This is a genomic window from Paenibacillus sp. MY03 (assembly GCF_002165585.1).
GTDB classification, from domain to species: domain Bacteria; phylum Bacillota; class Bacilli; order Paenibacillales; family Paenibacillaceae; genus Pristimantibacillus; species Pristimantibacillus agaridevorans.
Window position 1 is genome coordinate 1 of the sequence record NZ_MXQD01000069.1, and the last position, 22,088, is coordinate 22,088.

Here is a 22,088-nt window from a genome sequence, read left to right on the forward strand (position 1 = left end):
CTTTATCTGGTTATTCCTCCTACTCCTGTTGATATGAAAGTGAAAGAACACATTGAAGGGCCTGCATGGGCCTAAATTATAATAAGGGAGTGATAAGTATGTCAGATCAAGTTCTTAAAGAACTGATTATTGCAAAAGCTTGGGAAGATGCAGAGTTTAAACAACAATTGATTGCCGATCCAAAAGGCACAATTGCAAGAATCTTCGGGATAGATATTCCTGATGGCATTGATATCGAGACCGTAACTGAATCTTCCAAAAAAGTATATTTAGTGATCCCACCAACACCCTATGATGTTAAGCAAGATGATGTCATCGCAGCCGCAAGATGGATATAATTAACCCACAAAAAACCTTCCTACTTAAGTAGGAAGGTTTTTTGTGGGTTAATAGAATCATTTTTTGTTGGATATAGTAAAATAGGTATAGATAATGTCGAATTATCATGATAGAATAGTCTGGAAATGATATACATATCTGAAAGGGTGACGATATTGAAAAACGAACAGGAACTAAGGGACCAAATTATTCAAAAGGCCTGGGAAGATTCGGAATTCAAGAAACAATTGCTTGCTGATCCTAAATCCGCTATTAAAGATGCATTCGGTATTGATCTACCTTCTAACATCAATATTGAGACACTCGAAGAAACAGACGATACTTATTACGTTGTCATTCCTCAAAACCCAGCTAATAACGATCAACAAGTTGCTGTACCTATGTGGGAATAATGTATACCGAAGACTCCCATGATTATGAGTCCCATATTCATAGGAGTCTTTCATTATGTAAGTGGAAAATACATACTTACCCGCGTACCCTTACCCTTCTCACTTTCATAATTAATTCTTCCATTCATTGCTTCAATAATTCGAAACGTAACCATCAAACCGAGTCCTGTTCCCTTTGATTTTTGAGAATAGAACGGCTCACCCAGTTGCATAATAACCTCCTTCTCCATACCTATTCCATCGTCTTCAATACAAATATGAACTTCTTTGTCTTCCACATTCTCATTTAAGCTTATTTGAATAACACCGTTTTCTTCAGTTGCTTCAATGCTATTCTTAATAATATTCAATAAAGCTTGCTTAAACTTTGAAGAATTCCCTTTCACAAATGCATCGAAAGAACTAACAACTTTTATAGTTACTCCCTGCATCGTAGCTAATGGAATCAGTACAGCTTCAATTTGCTGGAGTTCTTCTCTAATATTTATTACGGTGTTCATTTCAGTACCGGGCTTAGCGAAAGTTAAAAAATCAGTAATAATCTCGGAGGCACGGTCTAATTCATCAATCGCAAGCAACATATAAGTTTTATCTTTATCGCTTAATGTACGTTCACGAAGTAATTGGAGGAATCCTCTAGTAACTTGCAATGGATTTCTTACTTCATGAGCTACTGAAGCAGCGAGTTGACTTATTGTTTCCATTTTCTCTGATCTTTGAAGTTGATTATTGAATAGTTCTAGCTGCTTTGAGTAGGCAATTACTTGCATGTAATTAAATATAGCTCTTCTTACTAGAACAATCATTAATGATGCTAAGAATAAAAACACTCCAATTTTCCAAAGCGAAAATTGATACATTTTCGTAAAGGCGAAATACAAGATTATTTCTGATATACCGATTAATGAAAAAGACCCAAATCCAAATGTAATTATTATTGCTTCTTCGTTTTTCTTTTTGCATAACTGAATTAATACTACTATAAGAGCAATTATACTAATAACAATCGATAGTCCAAATAATGGGGGTAAAATTTTATAGTATACGACTTCAATTACTTGACTTACCAAACTACCAACTTTAAGCATTAAATAAAAAACAGCTAGATAAAAATGCATAATTCTAAATCTTTTTATTAAATTATAAGGACCATTTCCGAATACTTTTTCGAAAAAGTAGAATAATGCCGGTAAAAATAAATTAGATGATAGATCAAAACAATAATAGAATAATTCCCCATATCCATTATAAGTCGAGTGAAAAAAGGGGGGATATGATAGTATCATTATACCTATACATAACATAACCATGCATAATGAGTACCATTCCCTTAAAACAAATCTATTATTAAAAAAAATAATGAATAAACTCAATACGGAAATGAACACTAGAGACGCGCCTAGAACGATGTCTATCAAATCACTCTTAACATTGAGACTTGATAATTTATTAAATTCATCCAAAAGTATCTTTTGTTTCAACCCTAATTGGCTACCCGTTGATTCCAATTTTAGAAATACATTATTATAAGACTCACTTTGAGTAATTGGCACAACTATTTTATTTCTATTAAACGGATAATCCTTAATCAATTCAAATACTATCCGATCATTTATAAATATTTTAACGTCCCTGGAAAAAAGTTTATCCAAATACATTGCCGGCCTCATTTGAGTCAACTCCGGCAAACGAAACTTGATCCAAGCCGAATCAATCCCTTCCGGCACACTTGGATACTCCCCATCGGAATGGACCGTGAACCAACCGTCGTTGTCCGACAATGAACTAACTTCTTCGATTGTGAGCGACTGACCGGGCTGCTCCCAAAGCATCTGCCACTCGGTAATGATTGTTTGTTCTTCGCTCTGCGCCGCAGCAGCGTGGATAGATGGTGATCCCGTGAAGAAAGCTCCAATGAACGAGATCAGCGCAACAAGCGATATTAAACCTTTTTTGACAACTGCCATTCCCTTCACCTCGAGCCATGATATTCATCCCTGTGCGCTTAAAATATTTTTCGACAATCTTCGGCAAAATTTACCTATTATTATTTTCCGCTATGTATCAAGGAAATACAACTACCAATTGGAAACTATTTTTAAAATTTATGAGAAAGTGTGGGTTTCGCGCATAGGAACTGCTACTCATTGAATTATAGTTCCGAAGTCATATAAGATGAAAGCAACGTGAAATAGGAATATATGAACGGAAAGGCGCGATGAAGGTATGAAAATGATCATGGTTGCAGGTGCAGTTATCCGCAATGAGCGTCAGGAGATCTTGTGCGCGCTGCGTTCTTCCCGGATGTCCATGTCGGGACTATGGGAATTCCCTGGCGGCAAGTTGGAGCCTCACGAATCGGCAGAGACATGCCTCATTCGCGAGATCGAGGAGGAGCTTGGTTGTCTCATCGAGGTTGGCTCCAGCATCGAGGATACCCTCTACCAATATCCAGAGATACAGGTACGCTTGCTGACTTATTACGCGACGATCAAGAGCGGCGTTCCCGTCCCAAGAGAGCACGAGAAGCTGATTTGGCTTCCTGCTTCGGAGCTTGATGGGCTGGAGTGGGCGCCTGCCGATCTTCCAACAGTTCAACGACTAATGAAAGGCATGAATGCTAACTAGCGGCTTAGTAACGATGGTATGGCCCATTATCCACAGTCTTGTTATGGACATCATTGCAACTTAGCCGCGTCTATTCACCTTCTTCTCATTTGTGAGGTTCTGAAGGTCATAAGTAGTGAAAAGGGCAAATTCTCCGTTCTAAGAATCTCTTAGCGACTATCGCCTACATAACTCGTTTGCCTACTTTTTAGAGCTATCGGCGTTTTTAACGCCTACTGTAACTCTTTCGCCTACTCCATAGGCGGTACTAACGCCTATGCACGCTAATCAGAGTTACTTTACGGGACATCGGCGTTTTTAACGCCTACAGTCGCTCGTTCGCCTACTTTTTGAAGCCATAGGCGGTACTAACGCCTATGGACTCTCATCAGAGTTACTTAAGGGACATCGGCGTCTTTAACGCCTACAGTCGCTCGTTCGTCTACTTTTTGGGCCATCGGCGGTACTAACGCCTATGGACTCTCATCAGGGTTACTTTCCGGGCCATCGGCGTTTTTAACGCCTACAGTCGCTCGTTCGCCTACTTTTTGGAGCCATAGGCGGTACTAACGCCTATGCACGCTAATCAGAGTTACTTTACGGGATATCGGCGTTTTTAACGCCTACAGTCGCTCGTTCGCCTACTTTTTGAAGCCATAGGCGGTACTAACGCCTATGGACGCTCATCAGAGTTACTTAAGGGACATCGGCGTCTTTAACGCCTACAGTCGCTCGTTCGTCTACTTTTTGGGCCATCGGCGGTACTAACGCCTATGGACTCTCATCAGGGTTACTTTCCGGGCCATCGGCGTTTTTAACGCCTACAGTCGCTCGTTCGCCTACTTTTTGGAGCCATAGGCGGTACTAACGCCTATGGACGCTCATCAGAGTTACTTTACGGGTCATCGGGGTGTTTAACGCCTACAGTCGCTCGTTTGCCTACTTTTAGGAGCCATAGGCGGTACTAACGCCTATGGACGCTCATCAGAGTTAATTTCCGGGCCATCGGCGTTTTACTCCGAAAATCCCGTTAAAATGTGCCAACAATTCGCAACATATTCCATTTTCTCCGCGTCAAGATGGTAACATCCATGTCATTCAGACAGCTTGAAGGGGTCGGCGTCCATACAATCGTCAAAGGAGGATTCGAAAATGAAAAAGAAGGCAACGATAGCAGCGTTTCTCACACTGCTGTTATGTCTGTCGCCATTTACAGGCGGGGCGTTCAAGGAGGAAGTTGTCGCCCAAGGCTCCATCGAAGTCTGGGTGAAGGGCAAGCCATTAGAGCTGGCAACGCCCGCTTATATCCATAGCGGCACAACCCTGGTGCCGCTGCGCGAGATTGCCGAAGCTTTGGGAGCCAAGGTCGAATACGCCGAAGCCGCTGACGGCCCCGGGAAGGTGACCATACAGAGAGAAGGTCGCAGCGCGGCAATCACCATCGGATCGGCAACAATGGCGACAGACGGGAAAAATGTCAAGCTTCCACTTGCTCCGCGGATTGAGAATGCCATAACGATGGTGCCGCTTCGCGCATTGTCAGAAGCGCTGGGCACGGTCGTCGCTTGGGATGGCGCGAAACGGCTCATCACCATTGATGAACCAAAGCAATTGCCAACCGTAGGTACAAGCAAGAAGCTGATGGAACTGCTGCAAGCCTCAATGAAGTCGCAGAACAAGTTAACAATTACGGCGACTGCAGCAGCGGAGACGTCCGCCTCCCTCGGGGGAGCGGATTCCGGCTCTGCAGCTCCTAGTCCGGACGGTTCTCCTCCTTCCGACGATTATTCCACGACGAATGTGCAGGTAGACGGCGTGGACGAGGCGGATTGGGCGAAGACGGATGGCGGCTTCGTCTACCAGATCAGCGGCAGCAGAGTTATCATTAGCGATATTGCCGACGCCTCGAACCCGAAGCTGGTCGCCGTCCTGGAGTACGACGCCAAGGAAGGCTTTCAGCCGCAGGAGTTGTATGTTGACGACAAGCATCTAATCGTAATCGGTCAGCGGAGCATCTCTACCATGACACCGCATGTCATCCAGCCAGAAAACGAAGTGCAGCCTATACCAGCCAATCCCGGTTCGGAATCGGCTGGTGCCGGAAGCAGCGGTTCGTTGCCGAGTGCCGAAACGACTGCCTCCCCTTCTTCCAGTGAATCGGCGGCGCCTGCCATCGCCATTGATGCTGCACCGCCAGTTGGCAAAGGCATCTCTATCCTGCCTTATTTCAACCATCGAAGCCTGACGGTCGCTTATGTCTATGAGTTAAAGGGCTCCGCCAAGCCGGAACTCGTACGCGAACTGTCGCAGGAAGGCGGTTACGTCTCCTCCCGCAAGATTGGCGATTCGCTTTATATGGTGTCGAACAAATACAGCTACTACTATCCCTTCTACGATGCCATGGCGTCGAAAAAAGGATCCGTACAGGACGATGCGGCAACCGCCCAGACGCTCGCCACCGAAGCCGAGCCGTTTTACGGAGATTCGGCCGCAAACGACGAGCTTCTTCAACTGCCGCTTAGCGACGTGCATTATTTCCCCGAGCCTGCGGACAGCAGCATGATGATAGTCGGCGCTGTCGACTTAAGCCAGCCGGATGGCGAGCTTCAAATATCCGCCTATCTTGGTTCGGGAAACACGATCTATGCTTCGCAAAAGCATCTGTACGTTGCCATCGCGAAATACGAAGCGACGAACAACTCCTACTCGGATTACACGGAGTTCCATAAATTCCGGCTCGACCAAGGCCGGGTCGTCTATATCGGCCAAGGCACCGTTCCCGGCAGCCTGCTGAATCAGTTCTCCATGGATGAGCACGAAGGTTATTTCCGGGTCGCGCTCACGAGCGGCAATATGTGGGCAAGCGGGGAGCAGGGCTCGAAGAATAACGTTTATGTACTCGACGAAAAGCTGAGCGTAGTCGGCAAGCTGGAAGGTCTCGCGCCGGGAGAACGGATCTATTCGGTCCGTTTCATGGGAGCTCGCGCTTATATGGTTACCTTCCGCAACGTCGATCCGTTGTTCGTCGTGGATTTGAGCCAGCCGATGAATCCAGCCGTATTAGGACAGCTCAAGATTCCGGGCTACAGCGACTATCTCCATCCGTACGACGAGAATCATATTATCGGCTTCGGAAAGGAGACGGTGGAAGTACCGTCCAAGGGCATGGGACCGGACGAGACGATGGCGTTCTATCAAGGGATGAAGATTGCCATGTTCGACGTATCTGACGTAACGCAGCCGAAGGAGCTGTTCAAGGAGGTCATCGGCGATCGCGGCACCGGCTCGGAGCTGCTGTATAATCACAAAGCTCTCCTCTTCTCCAAGGCCAAGGGATTGATGGCTTTCCCTGTCGAGCTGTACGAAATCAAGAACAAAGAAGCTCTGCAGCCTGGCGACTTCCCGGCTTATGGCGAATTCGTCTACCAGGGCGCGTATGTCTACGGCATCGATCTTCAAAACGGTTTCCAGCTTAGGGGACGGATCAGTCACTTAACCGACGACGATCTGAGAAAAAGCGGCCAATACGGTTACGACTACTCCAAGACGGTACGCCGTATTCTTTATTCCGGCGATTCTCTCTACACTTTATCCGACTCCATGCTCAAGGCAAGCGGCATTAAGGAGCTGGAGGAGCGAGGCTCGCTGAACTACCCTCCGCTGCCAGAGCCAATTTGGAACGGTATCGGCTCCATCGATATCATGCCATTGCCAGCCACCATGGAATCGAGATAGCTCAAATAGGGTTGTTACAACAAAGGGACTTTCTCTCCCGGTCGACAAAATCAGACCGAGAGGGAAAGTCCCTTTTTCAAATCATTCTTCTACCCGCTGGTTACAATGTGATCTTCCGCTTAACGGCTATCTTGCGCAAGAAACCATCATTAATCCAGACGATCAAGAAACTGGCCAACGCAAGCACAAGCAGGATGATGCCTTGATCCGCTGCAGCGCTCCCCGTCAGCTCCGTTGCCGTCATCGTCTCCATTCCTATCAGGAACGCTACGGCGAGCAAGCAGACCAACAACCCTTTGAACCAATGAAAACGATAGAAGCCGGTGCCGATCAACCACCCTCCGCAGAAGTAGCCGAAGTACATGAGCAGGTTCGTTATGGCTACAATCGCGAGATTTGGGTACTGCATACTTCGCTCCGCTCCGCTAATTTCAATGATTAACATTTCGATAGGATAACCAAGAAGATGCAACACGGTGCAGATGACGGACAGCAGACCCGCGAAGAGAAGTCCTCCTCTGCCGAAGCTCCTTCTCGTAATGCCGTTCGATACGAAGCTGTTGAAAGAGCCTATCGTCAGCAAGATACCCAGCACGAGCAGGAATATTCGCGGCGAGATTGTAGCGCCGTCCCATTCTCTCCCCGAATTCCTGATACTCTCGTCCGGAATGATCCCCCGCATGATCATCTCGTTAATGCCGAAGTAAATAACGGTAAATATAACCCAGAACCAAACCAATACATGCCTATAGGCGCTCCACAAATGAAAAGCCACTTTCATGACGGGGCTGCGTTTTCCCTTAGCCATGTTTGCGCTCATCGCTGCCAATCCCCTTTCTGGTCAAATGAACGAATAAATCCTGCAAAGAGACAGGCCCGATCGTTAATCCATCCGCTGTCGCCCGCTTCTCGCGCTCCGCGCCAAGCTCTCCGAATACGGTAATGGATTTGGTGCCGCCCAGCTTCTGCTCGCTGAGTATCGTCAATCCTTCCGCGAATTGGTCTACCGCGTCCGCCGGGCCGATAATGGCGGAGCCTCGCGAGCGAAGCTTATCCGCCTCCTCCTGAAGCACCAGCTTGCCTTTGTCCAGGATCAGAACCTCCTCGAACAAATCCGACACTTCCTCGATCAAATGAGTGGAGAGAATGATCGTTCTGGGATGCTCCATATAATCCTTGAGCAGTTCTTCGTAGAAGTAGTAGCGCGACGGTGCATCCATGCCAAGATAGGCCTCGTCGAAAATCGTGATCGGAGCCCGGGAAGCCAGCCCGATCGTAACGCCCAACGCCGACTTCATGCCGCGGGAAAGCGCCATGATCTGCTTCTTGGCCGGAAGCTCGAACTGGTTCAGCAACCGATCCGCGTAATCCGCATCCCAGTTCGGCCAGCAGTCCGATGCAAGCTTGATAACGTCGCGGACTTTAAACGACTCGGATAGATAGCCGTTTTCTTGTATAAAACAGACTTGGTTAACAATGCGCTCGTTTTCGTACGGGGCTTCCCCGTCGATTCGCACTTCTCCCGAGGTCTGTTGCTGGAACGATGCCAGTATCGACAACAGACTCGTTTTACCTGAGCCGTTCCGGCCCAGCAGGCCGTATATTTTGCCACCCTCCATTCGGAATGTTACATCGTCCAGCGCCTTCGCGGACTTATCATAGAGCAGCCCCAAGCGGCTTACTTCAATCGTAATCGTCACTGCTCTTCCCCTCCATTCAACTGCTCCAGTCTTTTTACAATATCCATGACCGGGATGCCGATTACCTTGGCTTCGGCAGCCATCTTGTCAACGACCTCCTCAAAGAACCGCTCCCTTCGCTGCTCCAGCAGCATTCCCTTCGCTTGCGGACTGACGAACATGCCGATCCCCCTCTTCTTGTATAAAATGCCTTCATCCGTCAACAACTGAAAGCCCTTCGCCGCAGTTGCCGGGTTAATCCGATAGAATGCCGCATATTGGTTGGTTGACATCACTTGCTCCTCTTCCCCCAGCACGCCGCTAACGATATCATTTTTAATGCCATCAGCGATCTGCTGATAGATGGGACTTCGGTCATCAAACACATAATCACCTCATTACTTATGTGGTTCATTACTTATGTAACTAACCTTACAATGCTATGTTCATCGTGTCAATAGCAGCCTTCATTTTCGACTAAAAAACTGCAAAAAAAGGGCTGTCAAAGTAAGTTCGCTCACTTGAGGAAACAGCTCGCTTGTTGAATGAAACGTCAAAAACGAAGAAATGGCGGTGCTAGGGCGTTACCCTGCACCGCCATTTCTGGCTTTGGTCTATTGCCGCCTCAGTGATCAAATTGTGAGCGAGCGAAAGCCACCCGACCTCATGGCTTACCTTCGGCAGGCCACGAAGCAGGAACGTCGTTATTGTTGCTATTACGAGCCCCATAGTCCGTAATAACGCCTATGGGATGGATTTGTTGCTGTTTCGAGCTCCATAGTCGTTAATAACGCCTATGGGATGTTGTTGTTGCAGGGGGTCGATCATGGATAAGTATCCTGACCTGATCAGCAAATGCCATCAGATCTATCACATGTCAATCGAGAGCAATCCAAAACCGCTTAACTCTATTGCCGTCCGAGGTCATACGCTCATCCTCCATAATGCCGCCATGCTTCCGGATCGTGCGCTCCGACGCCTCGTTATCGCTGTCGCACACAAGCAGCAAGCGATCCAGCCCCTTCCCCCGGGCAATGTCGAGCGCTGCACCGAGCTGGAACGACGCATAGCCGTTTCTTCTTGCCGATGGGCGAATGCCGTAACCGATATGACCTCCGCTGTCCAGCAGCTTTTCGTTTAATCGATGACGGAAGTTAAGCGCCCCGACGATATTGTCCTCCCCGTCAAGCAGCCAATAGGTCGAGTGCGGAACCCACCCGCTATCCGTCACCTTCTCTTCGGCGTCGGCCGAATATAGAAATTGGACATACGCCTCGAAGTCCGATGGATCTCTTTCCACTACCCAAGGCACAATGGATTCTCCGCTTGCAATCCAATCCTCGTAGAAAGCCAGGTAGGCTTCCCTGTATTGCACAGACGGTTTAATCAGCTTCAATTTCTCCACGCGGAAGCACCTCCAATTTAACCTTGAAATAATGGGGGTAATTATACGCTTATCAATTCCTTGACGCAAGTTAAGAAAACCGCCTGTTTAAAAAAACCGTCAGGATGATCTAACTGACGCTCCTTTTTGTGCTAGAGCCTACCTCTAATTCTGGCCGAATCACTATTTTCGGGGCGAGCCGCCCCTTAAAGGGAGGTTCCCTCTAAGCGGGGCCGATATTCTGATTTTCCCAGATTAAAGGGGGATTTTCCCTCTATTTTCCGATGCGATATACGGTGTGCCTCTTGGAGATGAGCGACCTTAAGCTTTGCAAAACCTATGCAATAAAGAGTGAACAAAACGGCCATGTTGACCAAACTAACCAAGTGTATGCGGAACTGAGCGACGTTATTTTCGCCAAATCAACGGTTTTGGATACTCTTACGGAACTGAGCGTTCTTATTCCAAACCAATCGCGCTCCATCCCCCTTATCATCAATCAATAAAGTCTCTTGGTTCCGTTAGCCCTGCCTTTACTCCTCCATTCGATGAAATAAGGGCTCTGAGTTCCGTCCCTCGTTTGTCGCTATCGCGCACGTACGCCGTAGCGACAACGACTGATCTCGCGCTCCACCCTGAAATTTTATTAATTCCTATAATTGAACAAAGAAAGCGGCAACCCGCACGGGCCGCCGCTTTCTTTGTTTTGTAACTTGAGCATAACAGAGTTTGCTTATTCCACGACGGCTTCCGAGGTGCCCTCGCCTGCTGCTTCCATCATTCTTTTCTGCTCCTCCGCCATCCGCTTCTCCATCTCTTTGTTCATCTCTTCTTCCGTCATCGGCTCCTGGCTAAGCAGTTCGTCGCCTTTGACCTGAAGCGTCTTGAGCGCTTCGTCGATACTCTTCGCGCCGTCCTGCACAGCCTTGAATTCCTCCTGCATGTATCCGTAAAACATCATGTTGAACTGAGGATTCAAACTTTCGAAATCACGATAATCCTGCATCGACTGGGTAGGCTTGAGCTTATAAAAAGCTGCATAGTTGCGGCCTTCCTCATCTTTGATATACGCCGTGCGAATAGGGAAGCCTCCCATATTGGTTACTTTGGCTTTCACTCGCGAATAATCGTCACTGGAGATGTAGGAGATGAAGTCCCACGCCGCCTCCGCATTAGGGGAGTCCTTCGCGATCGCGAAGATGTCGCTGTACCAAGTGTTAGCGCTCTGATCCGGGTATTGTGCGCTTACTGGCATCGTGACCATATCCCAGTCGCTAATAACGGCGCCCTCGTCCTTAATATAATTTTTTGCTTCTTTAATCTGCTGCATGAGATAAGTGCTGTCCACCGTCATGGCCAGACGTCCCGACAGGAATGGATTACGCATCAAATAGTCTTCGTAGCTGCTGGAGCCGCCCATCATGCCTTGATCCATGTTTTCAAAATACAACGCCTTGGAATTCAGCGCGTCCAGCGACGTCTGTACGACATTCCGCCATCCGTCCGAATCAATCGTCATCTTTTTGCTCTTCGTATCCACGTACTTGAGATTTTCGGCCGAAGCGAGCATGGAGGACATCTCGTTAAGGTCCCCGCTGTAGCCGATCTTAAGGCCGTAGACACGATCCTCCGCCTCCCCTTCGATCGGGAATTGTCTGGCGAGCTGAATGGCATCCTGCCAAGTCATCTGGTCAGTCGGATAAGCGATGTTGTATTTGTCGAACAAGCCCTTGTTGTAATAAAGCACCTGGCTGCTAAAGCTCGACGGGAAGCCGTACAGTTGTCCGCCGCCTAGCTCCTTCATGTAATCAAGCATGCCTGGCACGATACCTTCCGTGTCGAACTTGTCCTTCGCCATATAAGCCTCGATATCAAGAAGCTTGCCCTCTTCGGCCAGCTTCTTGTATTGGCCCTGGTCGATCATCAGCACATCGGGCTTCTCTTCGTCGATCAGCTTCTGGAGCGCCTTTTCATAGTCGAATTCCTCGCCATCCTCCGAAGGTCCCGAGCGATAGAGACTTTGCGTCGACACAACCTCGAAGTTCACGTTAGGGTACAGCGCGCTGTACAGCATGCCGTAGTTTTGAAAAAATGCGCTTTCGTCGTAATACATCACTCTTACCGTCTGCTCTGGGTTGTTTTCCTTGCTGCCGCTTCCGAAGCTGCAGCCCGCCAGCAATGTTCCGGCAAGCGCCACCGGCGCAGCCTTCTTTAACCAATTATTCATCTTTTTCCTCCCACTCCCCTGCATATCACCTATCAAGTGTACCAATATGTACCATAAGTAATACGAATTATTTGATAAAATAGTTGCAAGAAAAATGAGAAACATGAATTTTTACAAAAAAAAAGGCCGGTCACTTAAACCAGCCTTTCTCCTTGAACCGCGTAATTGCCTCGATCCGATTGCTGACGCCAAGCTTATCGAGAATGACGGAAATATAGTTGCGCACCGTCCCCGTCGTCAAAAACAGCTCCGTGGCAATCTCCTTCGTATTTTTGCCGTCCGCGACAAGACCCAGCACTTCCCTCTCCCGCTCCGTCAACGGATTGTCGAACCCCGAGCCGCCGTAGGCTTCATCCATAAGCTCCGAAGCGTAAATACGCTGTCCGGCCATGACGTTGCGGATCGAGCTGGCCAGTTCCTCGCTGGGACTGTCCTTGAGCAGGTATGCGCTGACGCCTGCCTTAAGCGCCCTCTCGAAGTAACCGGAGCGGGCGAACGTGGTCAGTATAATGACCTTGCAGCGTCCCCTGAGCTCTTCTGCCGCTTCCAGACCGCTCTTAGAAGGCATCTCGATGTCCATGATGCATATATCCGGCTGATGCTCATTCACAAGCTGGATAGCTTCCTCGCCATTGCCGGCGCGGCCGACGACGGTCATGTCTTCCTCCAAATCAAGCAAGGAGGCCAGAGCGCCCAGAAGCATTCTCTGATCCTCCGCTATTACGATCTTAATCATGCTTCCAGCCCCTTTATCGGTTGCTTCACGGCGTGTGGCACGCGGAACGTAACCATCGTTCCCTTGTCCGAGGCGAGCTCCAGACTGCCGTTTACAAACTCGAGCCGCTCCTTCATTCCTCTTAATCCATTGCCCCGGTAATAGCCGGGCTTCAACGTCATGCCGATGCCGTCATCCCAGACGGATACGGCTACGTAGTTTTCGTCCGAGAGAATCGAAATGCTGCATTTCGACGCCCCGCTGTGCTTCACAACGTTCGTTACCGCTTCCTTTAGACACATGCTGAGCACGTTCTCCGCAAGCAACGTCGTGTTCGCCAGCTTCGGGTCCCCCGCAAGGGTAAGCTCAATGTCTGCCGCGGTAAGTATTTGACCGACGCGGTGCATCTCTTCGTCGAGACGCGTTCCTCGCATCTGCGTGACCATCTCGCGGACTTCCTTGAGCGCGGTCCGGGCCGTCTGCTGCACCTCGAGCATCTCCGCCTGTGCGCGCTCCGGATCCTGAAAGACGAGCTTGCCGGCAAGATCGCTCTTAAGCCCGATCAACGACAGCTTCTGTCCAAGCGTATCATGCAGATCCCGCGAGATCCGCTGCCGCTCCTCCAGCTTAACGAGCTCGCCGATCCGTTTGTTCGCATCCTCGAGCTGACCCTCCAATTGCCCTTGCTTCTTCTGGCTGTACGTATTGAATGGGAGCAGGATGACGACGATCAGACAGATCAGAATAAACGGGAATTGCGTGAAGAACAGCTTGTTCTGCGTAACAAGGCCATAGTTGACCGTGATGAACGTACTGATGAGATGAATCGCGTACAAGGTGTAAAAGCCCGCTTTGTTCTTAATATTGCCGATGAAGAAGGCTAGGAAGATCGAGAAGTACACGTAGCTGAAGAGCAGCGTCATCGCAATGGAGATGAGAATCTGAATACTTGTCCAGAAGTAGACGAGCCATCCCTTGGAGACGAAAGACTGACGATAACACACAAAAAATAAAAGGATCATCACAATGCCGGATACAACCTCGGGCGTTGACGACGATCTGAAAATGAAATAGAACGGCAGAATGCAGAAGACAACCCATACGTAGGCGCTAAGTCCGGTACTGCGACTGAATATTTGATGCCATTTGTTCACGGGCCGCCCTTCCTTCTGCATGTCTTGCCTTTATTTTATCCCTGATAGGTCGACTGCGCAACGAGCTGCGCAGCCGCCCATTCTCCCAGAGCCAGGTCAGTCCTTGGCCTACCCTGCCCGCTTCTGTCTGCGAGCCCCAACCGGACGCTCGCGGCGATTGCTGATCCGGTCCTTGACGTCGCGGAAGCTGACGAATTTCTTGTCTCGCTCATCCCACAGCCGGAACCTGAGCGACTCGAAGCTTTGCATAATCGTAATTGTAGTAGCCTTCTGGAGCGGAGGGGTCGCATCATGCGCATTCTCCAGATAATAGTTAGGCACCTTCGGGCTCAAGTGATGCACATGGTGAAAGCCGATGTTGCCCGTCAGCCATTGCAGCAGCTTCGGCAGCTTGTAATACGAGCTTCCTTCTACCGCGGCCATAACGTAACTCCATTCGTCATCCTTCTCGAAGTAGGAGTCCTCGAATTGGTGTTGGACGTAAAACAACCAAATGCCAAGCACGCCGGACAAATAGAAGATCGGGAATTGCACCATCAGGAATTGCTGCCAGCCGAGCGCCCAGCCTAGCAGAGCGTAGACGGCAACGATCAGCACGTTCATCAAGTAGGTGTTAAGGCGCTCCTTGCGGCGCGCTCCTTTGCGATTGAAGCGGTATTGCAGCACGAACACGAAGATGGGACCCAGGCCGAACATGACGAGCGGATTGCGGTAGATGCGGTAAAACAGCTTCTCCTTGGGCGACAAAGCCGCGAATTCGTCCACTGTCAAAATCCAGAGATCGCCGACGCCTCGTTTGTCCAGGTTGCTGCTCGTTGCATGGTGAATAGCATGGGCGTTTTTCCACTGCTGATACGGTACCAGCGTAATGACGCCTGTAATAATGCCGAGAATGTCATTCGCGCGCTTGTTCGAGAAGAATGACCCGTGGCAGCAGTCGTGGAAGATGATAAATGTCCTCACGACGAATGCCGATGCGAGCACGGCAATGCCAAGCGTCAGCAGATAGGAGACCGATAAGCTCCAGTAGGCTGCAGCCCATAGGACGATTAAGGGGAGCAGCGTATTGGCAAGCTGCCTGATACTGACTTTAAGGTCGTTTCTTTCGAAAGGTGCAACGCTTTTCTTAAGCTGTGATTGCTTCAATTCCGACATCGCGGCTTCCTCCTTGGACAGGCGCCGCCTGCCTTCTCATGAGGGCCGCTTTCCGCGCCATATCTATGTTATTGCCATTGTAGCAATAACGGCGTCATGGACGGCAGTCATAAACGTCAAGAATACGATATGACGAATGTCATATAGGGAGTTGGATGATAAGGAAATGAATGGTTATAACGGACAGAAAGCCTCTCTCCGCCTGCCTTTATGGCAGTGGGTAGAGGCTTTCTCTGCTGCGAGCTAAATCGCCCAGTTGCCGGCGCGAAATACCGGTACGATCGTTCCGTCATCCTTGATGCCGTCGATATCCATCTCCGCCGAACCGATCATGAAGTCGTTATGCGTAATGCTGGCATTGACGCCATGCGCCTCAAGCTCCTCGGCCGACATCGTCTTGCCGCCCTCGACATTGAAGGCATAGCCGCTGCCGATGGCTAGATGGTTAGAAGCGTTCTCGTCGAACAACGTGTTGTAGAACAAAATGCCGGACTCGGAGATCGGGGAGTGATGCGGCACAAGCGCAACTTCGCCCAGGTAGTGGCTGCCTTCGTCGATGTCGACCAGCTTCCGGAGAATCTCTTCGCCCTCCTCGGCTTCGGCCTTCACGATACGTCCGTTCTCGAACGTAATCTTGAACTTATCGATGATATTCCCGCCGTAGCTCAATGGTTTCGTGCTGGATACATAACCGTTCGTGCCCGTCTTAAGCGGCACGGTAAACACTTCCTCCGTCGGCATGTTCGCCATGAAGGAGAAACCTTTCTGATTCGTGCTGCCTGCCGCTACCCAGATATGCTTTTCATGCAGCTCTACCGTCAGATCCGTGCCCGGAGCGCGGTAATGCAGCTTGCGGAACTTGTTCGCATTCAACACTTCGGCTTTCTCGTGAAGCGTTTCGTTATGTTTCACCCAAGCGGATACGGGATCGGCGTCATGCAGGCGCACCGAATCGAAGATGGCGTTCCAAAGCATGTCGACCGCCACTTCTTCGGAAACGTCCGGGAACACCTTCTTCGCCCACTCTTTACCCGCGCCGGCTACGACAGTCCAGCTGACCTTGTCGGACTGAATCGCTCTGCGGAACTCCTTCAACCCTTCGCCGGAAGCTTTCTGGAAAGCCGAGATGCGGCTCGATGGAATCCCCTTGAGCAGATCCGGGCTGGAAGTCGTCAGCGAGATAAAGACCGCGCCCCGCTCGACGAAATGGTTGCGTTTCATCGTCTCAAATGAAGGGAAGCTGCCGAAGACGGCTTCGTCGGCCTTCTCGTATTTGAGACGGGAGAGGTAGTCGTCCACCCAATCGACGTGAACGTTGGAAGCGCCGGCCTCGTAAGCCTTGGTCGCAATGGCGCGTACGAGCTCCGCCATCTCGATCGAAGCTCCCGCCATAAACACCTCTTGTCCAGGCTGAATATTAACGCCTGTACGTACGATCAGTTCGGCATATTTCTCGAAATTCGCTTGAAGATTCGTTGTCATATGTATTTGCATCTCCTCAAATAATAGGGTAGTCGCCGGATCTTCTCCAGACCTTCTCAAGCTGCCAGAAGAACATTCGGCAGGCTTCTATAAGTATAACATTGATGCCGAACGGATTTCATCCTGCACGCGGCGCAGCAGCTCCGGCGGCTCCAATACTTGCATGCGTCCTCCGTAACTCAATACGATCCCGCACGCCGATTCCGGCGTCTCGAATTCCACCTCCGCGACGAGCCACTCCGCCTCGTTAATCAACTGGTCCCTGACATTCCGTCTTTCGTTCGTCCCCGGCTCCGCGTCTTCGACCCGCAGCACCTTTACGAAACGTTCGGCTTCCAGCCTGCCCAGCACTGTCGGACTTATGCCGAGCTTGGCGGGATACCGGGGCAACCGCTCGCGGAATTGCTCCAGCGATGCCTCCCAGTAAGCAGCAAGGTCGAACCCTGCCGGCGGCTTGAAACAGTCTGCAAGCACCTCCGCCTCCAGAAGCCTGGAGACGCGGAAGGTGCGAATCCCGTCCCCCTCCGTCCCCGCGATGAGGTACCAGACATCCCGTTTGGCGACAAGTCCGAGCGGAGTGACGATCCGGCTTTTCTGCGCTCCATCGCGCATGTAGGCGATACGAAGCTGCCGCTCCGCCCAGACCGCCTCCTGGGCGGCGGCCAGACATGGCGCAGGCTCGCGCTGCTGCCGATTGGGATGCCAGCCGGCACCGTCAATATGCAGCTTGCGCCTGGCGGCTTCCGCCCCGCTTCGTGCCGAGTCCGTAGCGGCAGCAAGCAGTTTTTGCATCGCCGCCTGCAGCTGCCGCTCATGGCCGAGGTCGCTCAGCAGATCGGTACGGCTCGCGAAGAGCAGCGCCGCAAGCTCGTCGGCATGGATGCCGGTGAGGCTTGTACGATAACCTTCCGTTAGCAGCCAGCCTCCCTCCTTGCCCCGTTCGGCGTAGACCGGAACGCCAGAGGCGCTGAGCTCTTCCATATCGCGAAGTATCGTCCGTTCGGACACCTCGACTTGCTCCGACAGCTCGCGTGCCGTCATTTTCCCTCTATTTTGAAGCAACAGCAGGATCGTTACCAATCGGCTTGCCCGCATAGTGGCCCTCCCTGATTGTAATATGCGCTTTTCACTAACATTATATCTCGTTAATCATGACAGAGGTTGTCATATTATGCGATTTATGATAGACGAAGTACAACTACTACAGGACCAGGAGGGTGAAATGAATATGAACAAGCTGCCTTTGCAAGGGAAAATAGCGGTTGTCGCGGGCGCGACCAGGGGTGCTGGCAGAGGAATCGCAGTGGGACTAGGCGCGGCAGGCGCGACCGTCTATTGTACCTCCTCTTATGGTGGCGGCAGGCAGCGGACTGATCGTCGAGGTGACCGACGGCATCGACTATCGTTACAGGGGCAATCTGTTCTACAGCCTGGCCAAAATCTCTCCCATCCACCTCGCCGAAGCAATGGCTTCGGATCTTAAGGCGCATGGCGTCACCGCTGTCGCCGCAACGCCGGGCTTCCTCCGGTCGGAGGAGATGCTGGAGCACTTCGGCGTCGCGGAGAGCAACTGGCGAGATGCTATCACTAGCGGCATCAAGGATGCCGAGCACTTTAGCCAGTCGGAGACGCCTTATTACATTGGACGCGGTCTCGCAGCGCTTGCAGCGGCCCCCGATCTAGCGACCTATTCCGGCAAGGTGCTGTCGAGTTGGATGCTATCCGACATGTACGGCATCGACGATGTCTATACGTTTTATTCGATTGTCGCTTGACTCTTTCGATACTCTGCTGGCGTGAGTCCGATCTCCTTCTTAAACACTTTGTAGAAGTATTTGGCGTTATCGTAGCCGATCATGCCCGCAATTCGATCAATCCTATATTTAGTAGACGACAGCAATTGCTTCGCCCGCTCCATGCGCAGTCGTTTCAAGTAATCCTGAAATGTCTCCCCCATACTCTCTTTGAACACCATACTGAGATACACAGGATGCAGGTAAAAGCGTTCCGCAACCTCCTCCAGCCGAATCGGCTGTGAATAACGTAAATCAATATAATGTTTGACTTGTCCGATCTGCCCCGCGGCTGTAGGCAATAAAGCAAGCACACGCTCGGATATCGTTCTAACCAACTCGGTAAACTGATGTTCTAGCTCCATCGGATCCATTGCTTGTCGCATAGATGTAATGAGGCCGAGATCATCATCATTCATCTCATCTTCTCTCTCTTGATTGCCGACTTTTGCGATATCGCGCGCAAGTTGGACGCAATACTGCTTCGCTTGGGCAAGCGTTGCTCCATCTAAACTACGAATATATTTGAACAGCTCTCCTGTCATATAGAGGGCTTGCTGGACATGTCCAACTTCAATCTCATATAAGAGATCGTCGCGGCAAGGCCAGCACCCATCCATTTTCTTATAGACAGCTCCGCTTTCCTGGAGAAGTCCCGTCCACAGACCGAACGGTCGATGGTCTAACAGGCTCCAAGCCTCTCGATATGCCATACGAAGCTCCTCCAGCTTACCGTATGAGCGGCTTGCCGCTCCTACTGCCTCACCACCGGACCGTCGCACCTCTTCGATCGTTTGACTCAGCATCGTACGAACCTTCTTTTCCGCTTCCATTTGGCTTCCAATGACGATTAATGCCGTATCCGTCCGCTCGGGATGAGGTAATCGAAAGATGTACTCTCCCGTCGACCCAGACAGCGTCCGATCAGCATCTTTCACGTTCGGAAACAATCTGGAATGACTGTCCGGCAGAGTTAATAAACCTACGGCAAAAGAGTTCGAACCTAGCAGCCCCTTAATCGTGGCAGAACGGTATTGCTTGGGCAGCGATTGTAGTTGCTCGTCTGCTCCGCCCCTGCATAACCACGCCGACAATCGCTCGCGATCCATTTCCAACTCCCGCTCCTGATCGCTCTTTCGTTTATTTTCTTTCTCTCTATGGAAGTTGATCGCCTTCTCCAGCGCGGCATGTAATTCTTTGTTATCGAATGGCTTTAGAATATAGTCAATGACGTTGGTCGCGATGGCTTCGCGCGTATATTCAAAGTCCGAAAACCCGCTGATGACGATCAATGCCGCATCCGGCTTCTGTTCAGACAAAGCGTGGAGCAGGGAAATCCCATCCATTGCAGGCATACGCATATCGGTCAACACAATGTCCGGGCTTTCCCGCAGCGCCAGATCAAGTCCTTCTTCTCCGTCCTCTGCTTCGCCCACCCAAGCGAGCGGCAGACCGAGCGACGCGATTTTTTTGACGATGGCTCTGCGGATTAGCGACTCGTCGTCGATCACGACATATCGATACATGTATTCGTTCTCCCTTCCTGAAGCAAGCTAGCCCAACATCAAGATCATAGTTCGCCAAGCCAATGTCTAACCGTTAACATTGGGGAGACGGAGGCGAATCGTCGCACCCTTGCCCTCTCCGGCGCTATACACCTCGAGTCCGTAAGGTTCGCCATAATAAAGCGAGATACGGGCATGGACGTTATAAATGCCGATTGATCTGCTGTCGCCGGAATCAGCACCCAACTGCTCGAATGCGGGCGGTCTGGCCAGCATCTCCCTCAGACTAGCGAGCTTGGACTCCTCGATGCCAGCGCCATCGTCGGAAACTTCGAGCCAGGAGCCAGTCTGATCTTCCCCGCTTGAGATTCGTACGATCCCTTTCCCTTTCTTGGCCTCGAGACCGTGGTATAAGGCATTCTCCACGATGGGCTGCATAAGCAGCTTCAGCATCGTCATATTCTCCATGCCTGGTCTGATGTCGATCTCGAGACCGACCTTGTTGCCGTAACGGTATGACTGGATTCGCATATAATTACCAACATGCTCTAATTCTTCGTGCAAGGTTACTTCGTCGCGATTGAGTTTAATGCTGTAACGAAACATATCCCCGAGCGCCTTGGACATCTCAGCGATACTATCGACATCTTCCAATTCTGCAATGCTATTGATCGTCGCGAGGGTGTTGAATAGAAAATGCGAGTTAATCTGTGCTTCGAGTGCCTTCATTTTGGCGGACATGGCAATGAACTGACTATGATAGCGCTCGTGGATCAGCGTATCGATTTTCTTGAGCATATTCGCATATTGCCCGTACAATATGCCGATCTCGTCCGTACGGGATTTATAGCGTTCAAGACTCGTCTGCTGCTGCAATCCCTTGTCGTAGTTCTTCATCAGGACGGCGATCCGGCTGACGGGCTTCGAGAACGTATTGGCAATCCAGAGAGACAACGCGATAGCAACGAAAGCCCAGCATGCGCCGAACCCGATCGCGAATGTCCGTGTCGATTGCACTTGCTTCGCCACCGAAGCCAGCGAAACGGAGATCACCATGCGCCAGTCATAAGAGGAAAACGTGTCATACACATAAAGTCTGTTGTCTCTTTTGTCGAGGCTGCTGCCGCTCGCCTCCCTTGGAACAAAGGGGGCGCCCTCGCTGGAATAGGTTTCGTAAAGCCTGTCGCCAGTCGGGCTTAGGACAGCGATGTGCTGGTCATCCAGTACGCCGTTTCTTAGCTCATCGAATAATTTCACGCTGCAATTCATCAGAAGTACGCCGATCCGTTCCTTCGTCCTCGGATCATATAGGGCACGCGAGAAAGTAATCGACATTTGATCGGACAACAGGAACTTCTGATATCCCGTATTGCTGACGTAGATCCCGCCTTGACGTTCCAATGTACGGTTATACCATTCCGAATCGCGAGGGACATAATCAAGCTGCAGCTCCGAGCCCTTAGTGCTTGCGAAGACAGTGTCGTCCTCCGCAAACAAGTACAAGCCCTCGATATAATCGTGGCTTAGCAGCAAGCTCTCTGTCGCCGTACGAAAATCCCGGTCATTACGAAGCCGCTCGTACTCACTCACGGAATCCGGGACGAGATACCGCTTAAGAAACGACAAGGAGTCGTCGGCCCCGGCTGTCTGTTGATAGGCAATATATTCCGAGACGCGGCCGATTTCCTCCAGCTGGTTGGACATTCGGATCATGGAGCGTTCTAGTACGTTAGCCGATACCTCTTGTACTTGGCGCTCTACTAAAGAAGCATAGTTTCTTGAGGTAACGACGACGACAACGACGATCGGAATTAACGAAATTAGCAGTAACGCGACTAAAAGCCGATTCTTGAGTCCCCATGCAAATCTCATATTGCATCTACTCCGTGAAAGCGTTTTTTTGTATAATTGTAGCATACAT

The 22,088-nt window shown here is 50.3% G+C and carries 17 protein-coding genes and 1 pseudogene; 5 read left to right on the forward strand and 13 right to left on the reverse strand.

What is annotated here, in order from left to right; translation table 11 throughout:
* The first annotated feature begins 98 nt into the window (after positions 1–98).
* Both B1748_RS33265 and B1748_RS33270 read left to right on the forward strand, forming a co-directional pair.
* Positions 99–338, forward strand: coding sequence for an NHLP leader peptide family RiPP precursor (locus B1748_RS33265; protein ID WP_087572314.1), 240 nt, complete (start codon positions 99–101; stop codon positions 336–338).
* 126 nt (positions 339–464) lie between these two features.
* The gene (locus tag B1748_RS33270) at positions 465–731 is read left to right on the forward strand and encodes an NHLP leader peptide family RiPP precursor (RefSeq protein WP_087572275.1); all 267 of its coding nucleotides are present in this window, start codon (positions 465–467) and stop codon (positions 729–731) included.
* A gap of 53 nt (positions 732–784) precedes the next feature.
* Here B1748_RS33270 and B1748_RS33275 read toward each other — a convergent pair whose 3' ends face one another.
* Positions 785–2,698 carry an ATP-binding protein gene (locus B1748_RS33275; protein ID WP_087572276.1) on the reverse strand — a complete coding sequence of 638 codons (1,914 nt, stop codon included), beginning with the start codon at positions 2,696–2,698 and terminating at the stop codon, positions 785–787.
* A 259-nt stretch (positions 2,699–2,957) separates the two neighbouring features.
* On the opposite strand from B1748_RS33275, the gene B1748_RS33280 reads away from it, so the two are divergent.
* Positions 2,958–3,359 (forward strand): (deoxy)nucleoside triphosphate pyrophosphohydrolase, encoded by a 402-nt coding sequence (locus tag B1748_RS33280; protein ID WP_087572277.1) that lies wholly within the window; start codon positions 2,958–2,960, stop codon positions 3,357–3,359.
* A gap of 1,131 nt (positions 3,360–4,490) precedes the next feature.
* Complete coding sequence (locus B1748_RS33285; protein WP_087572278.1) at positions 4,491–7,073, forward strand: beta-propeller domain-containing protein; 2,583 nt, start codon at positions 4,491–4,493, stop codon at positions 7,071–7,073.
* 100 nt (positions 7,074–7,173) lie between these two features.
* Here the strand turns inward: B1748_RS33285 and B1748_RS33290 are convergent, their stop codons facing one another.
* The 10 genes from B1748_RS33290 to B1748_RS33340 all read right to left on the reverse strand — a co-directional run bounded on the left by B1748_RS33290 (position 7,174) and on the right by B1748_RS33340 (position 17,964).
* Positions 7,174–7,893, reverse strand: coding sequence for a hypothetical protein (locus B1748_RS33290; protein WP_087572279.1), 720 nt, complete (start codon positions 7,891–7,893; stop codon positions 7,174–7,176).
* On the reverse strand, positions 7,874–8,773 hold the full coding sequence (locus B1748_RS33295) for an ATP-binding cassette domain-containing protein (protein ID WP_087572280.1): 900 nt from the start codon (positions 8,771–8,773) through the stop codon (positions 7,874–7,876). The genes B1748_RS33290 and B1748_RS33295 overlap by 20 nt, the downstream gene beginning before the upstream one ends.
* Positions 8,770–9,138, reverse strand: coding sequence for a GntR family transcriptional regulator (locus tag B1748_RS33300; RefSeq protein ID WP_087572281.1), 369 nt, complete (start codon positions 9,136–9,138; stop codon positions 8,770–8,772). Before B1748_RS33300 ends, B1748_RS33295 begins: the two co-directional genes overlap by 4 nt.
* A 491-nt stretch (positions 9,139–9,629) precedes the next feature.
* Positions 9,630–10,157: a GNAT family N-acetyltransferase gene (locus B1748_RS33305; protein WP_087572282.1), complete on the reverse strand. Its 528-nt coding sequence runs from the start codon at positions 10,155–10,157 to the stop codon at positions 9,630–9,632.
* Positions 10,158–10,869: 712 nt separating this feature from the next.
* Positions 10,870–12,363, reverse strand: coding sequence for an ABC transporter substrate-binding protein (locus tag B1748_RS33315; RefSeq protein WP_179215957.1), 1,494 nt, complete (start codon positions 12,361–12,363; stop codon positions 10,870–10,872).
* A 130-nt stretch (positions 12,364–12,493) separates the two neighbouring features.
* Positions 12,494–13,099 (reverse strand): response regulator transcription factor, encoded by a 606-nt coding sequence (locus B1748_RS33320; protein WP_087572285.1) that lies wholly within the window; start codon positions 13,097–13,099, stop codon positions 12,494–12,496.
* Entirely contained in the window at positions 13,096–14,232 is a 1,137-nt protein-coding gene (locus B1748_RS33325) for a sensor histidine kinase (protein WP_087572286.1), read from the reverse strand. The genes B1748_RS33320 and B1748_RS33325 overlap by 4 nt, the downstream gene beginning before the upstream one ends.
* 108 nt (positions 14,233–14,340) lie before the next feature.
* Positions 14,341–15,387: a Delta(5) desaturase DesA gene (gene desA, locus B1748_RS33330; protein ID WP_087572287.1), complete on the reverse strand. Its 1,047-nt coding sequence runs from the start codon at positions 15,385–15,387 to the stop codon at positions 14,341–14,343.
* A 243-nt stretch (positions 15,388–15,630) separates the two neighbouring features.
* Entirely contained in the window at positions 15,631–16,869 is a 1,239-nt protein-coding gene (locus B1748_RS33335) for an aminopeptidase (RefSeq protein ID WP_087572288.1), read from the reverse strand.
* Between the two features lie 87 nt (positions 16,870–16,956).
* A complete protein-coding gene (locus B1748_RS33340; protein WP_087572289.1) occupies positions 16,957–17,964 on the reverse strand; it encodes a helix-turn-helix transcriptional regulator in 1,008 nt (335 codons plus the stop codon).
* Between the two features lie 127 nt (positions 17,965–18,091).
* On the opposite strand from B1748_RS33340, the pseudogene B1748_RS33345 reads away from it, so the two are divergent.
* Positions 18,092–18,644: pseudogene (locus B1748_RS33345) on the forward strand (SDR family oxidoreductase).
* Here the strand turns inward: B1748_RS33345 and B1748_RS33350 are convergent.
* Together B1748_RS33350 and B1748_RS33355 are read right to left on the reverse strand one after the other, a co-directional pair.
* Complete coding sequence (locus B1748_RS33350; RefSeq protein ID WP_087572290.1) at positions 18,626–20,188, reverse strand: response regulator transcription factor; 1,563 nt, start codon at positions 20,186–20,188, stop codon at positions 18,626–18,628. The pseudogene B1748_RS33345 and the gene B1748_RS33350 sit on opposite strands and share 19 nt — an antisense overlap.
* 66 nt (positions 20,189–20,254) lie before the next feature.
* Complete coding sequence (locus B1748_RS33355) at positions 20,255–22,039, reverse strand: cache domain-containing sensor histidine kinase (RefSeq protein WP_179215959.1); 1,785 nt, start codon at positions 22,037–22,039, stop codon at positions 20,255–20,257.
* Positions 22,040–22,088 lie beyond the last annotated feature (49 nt).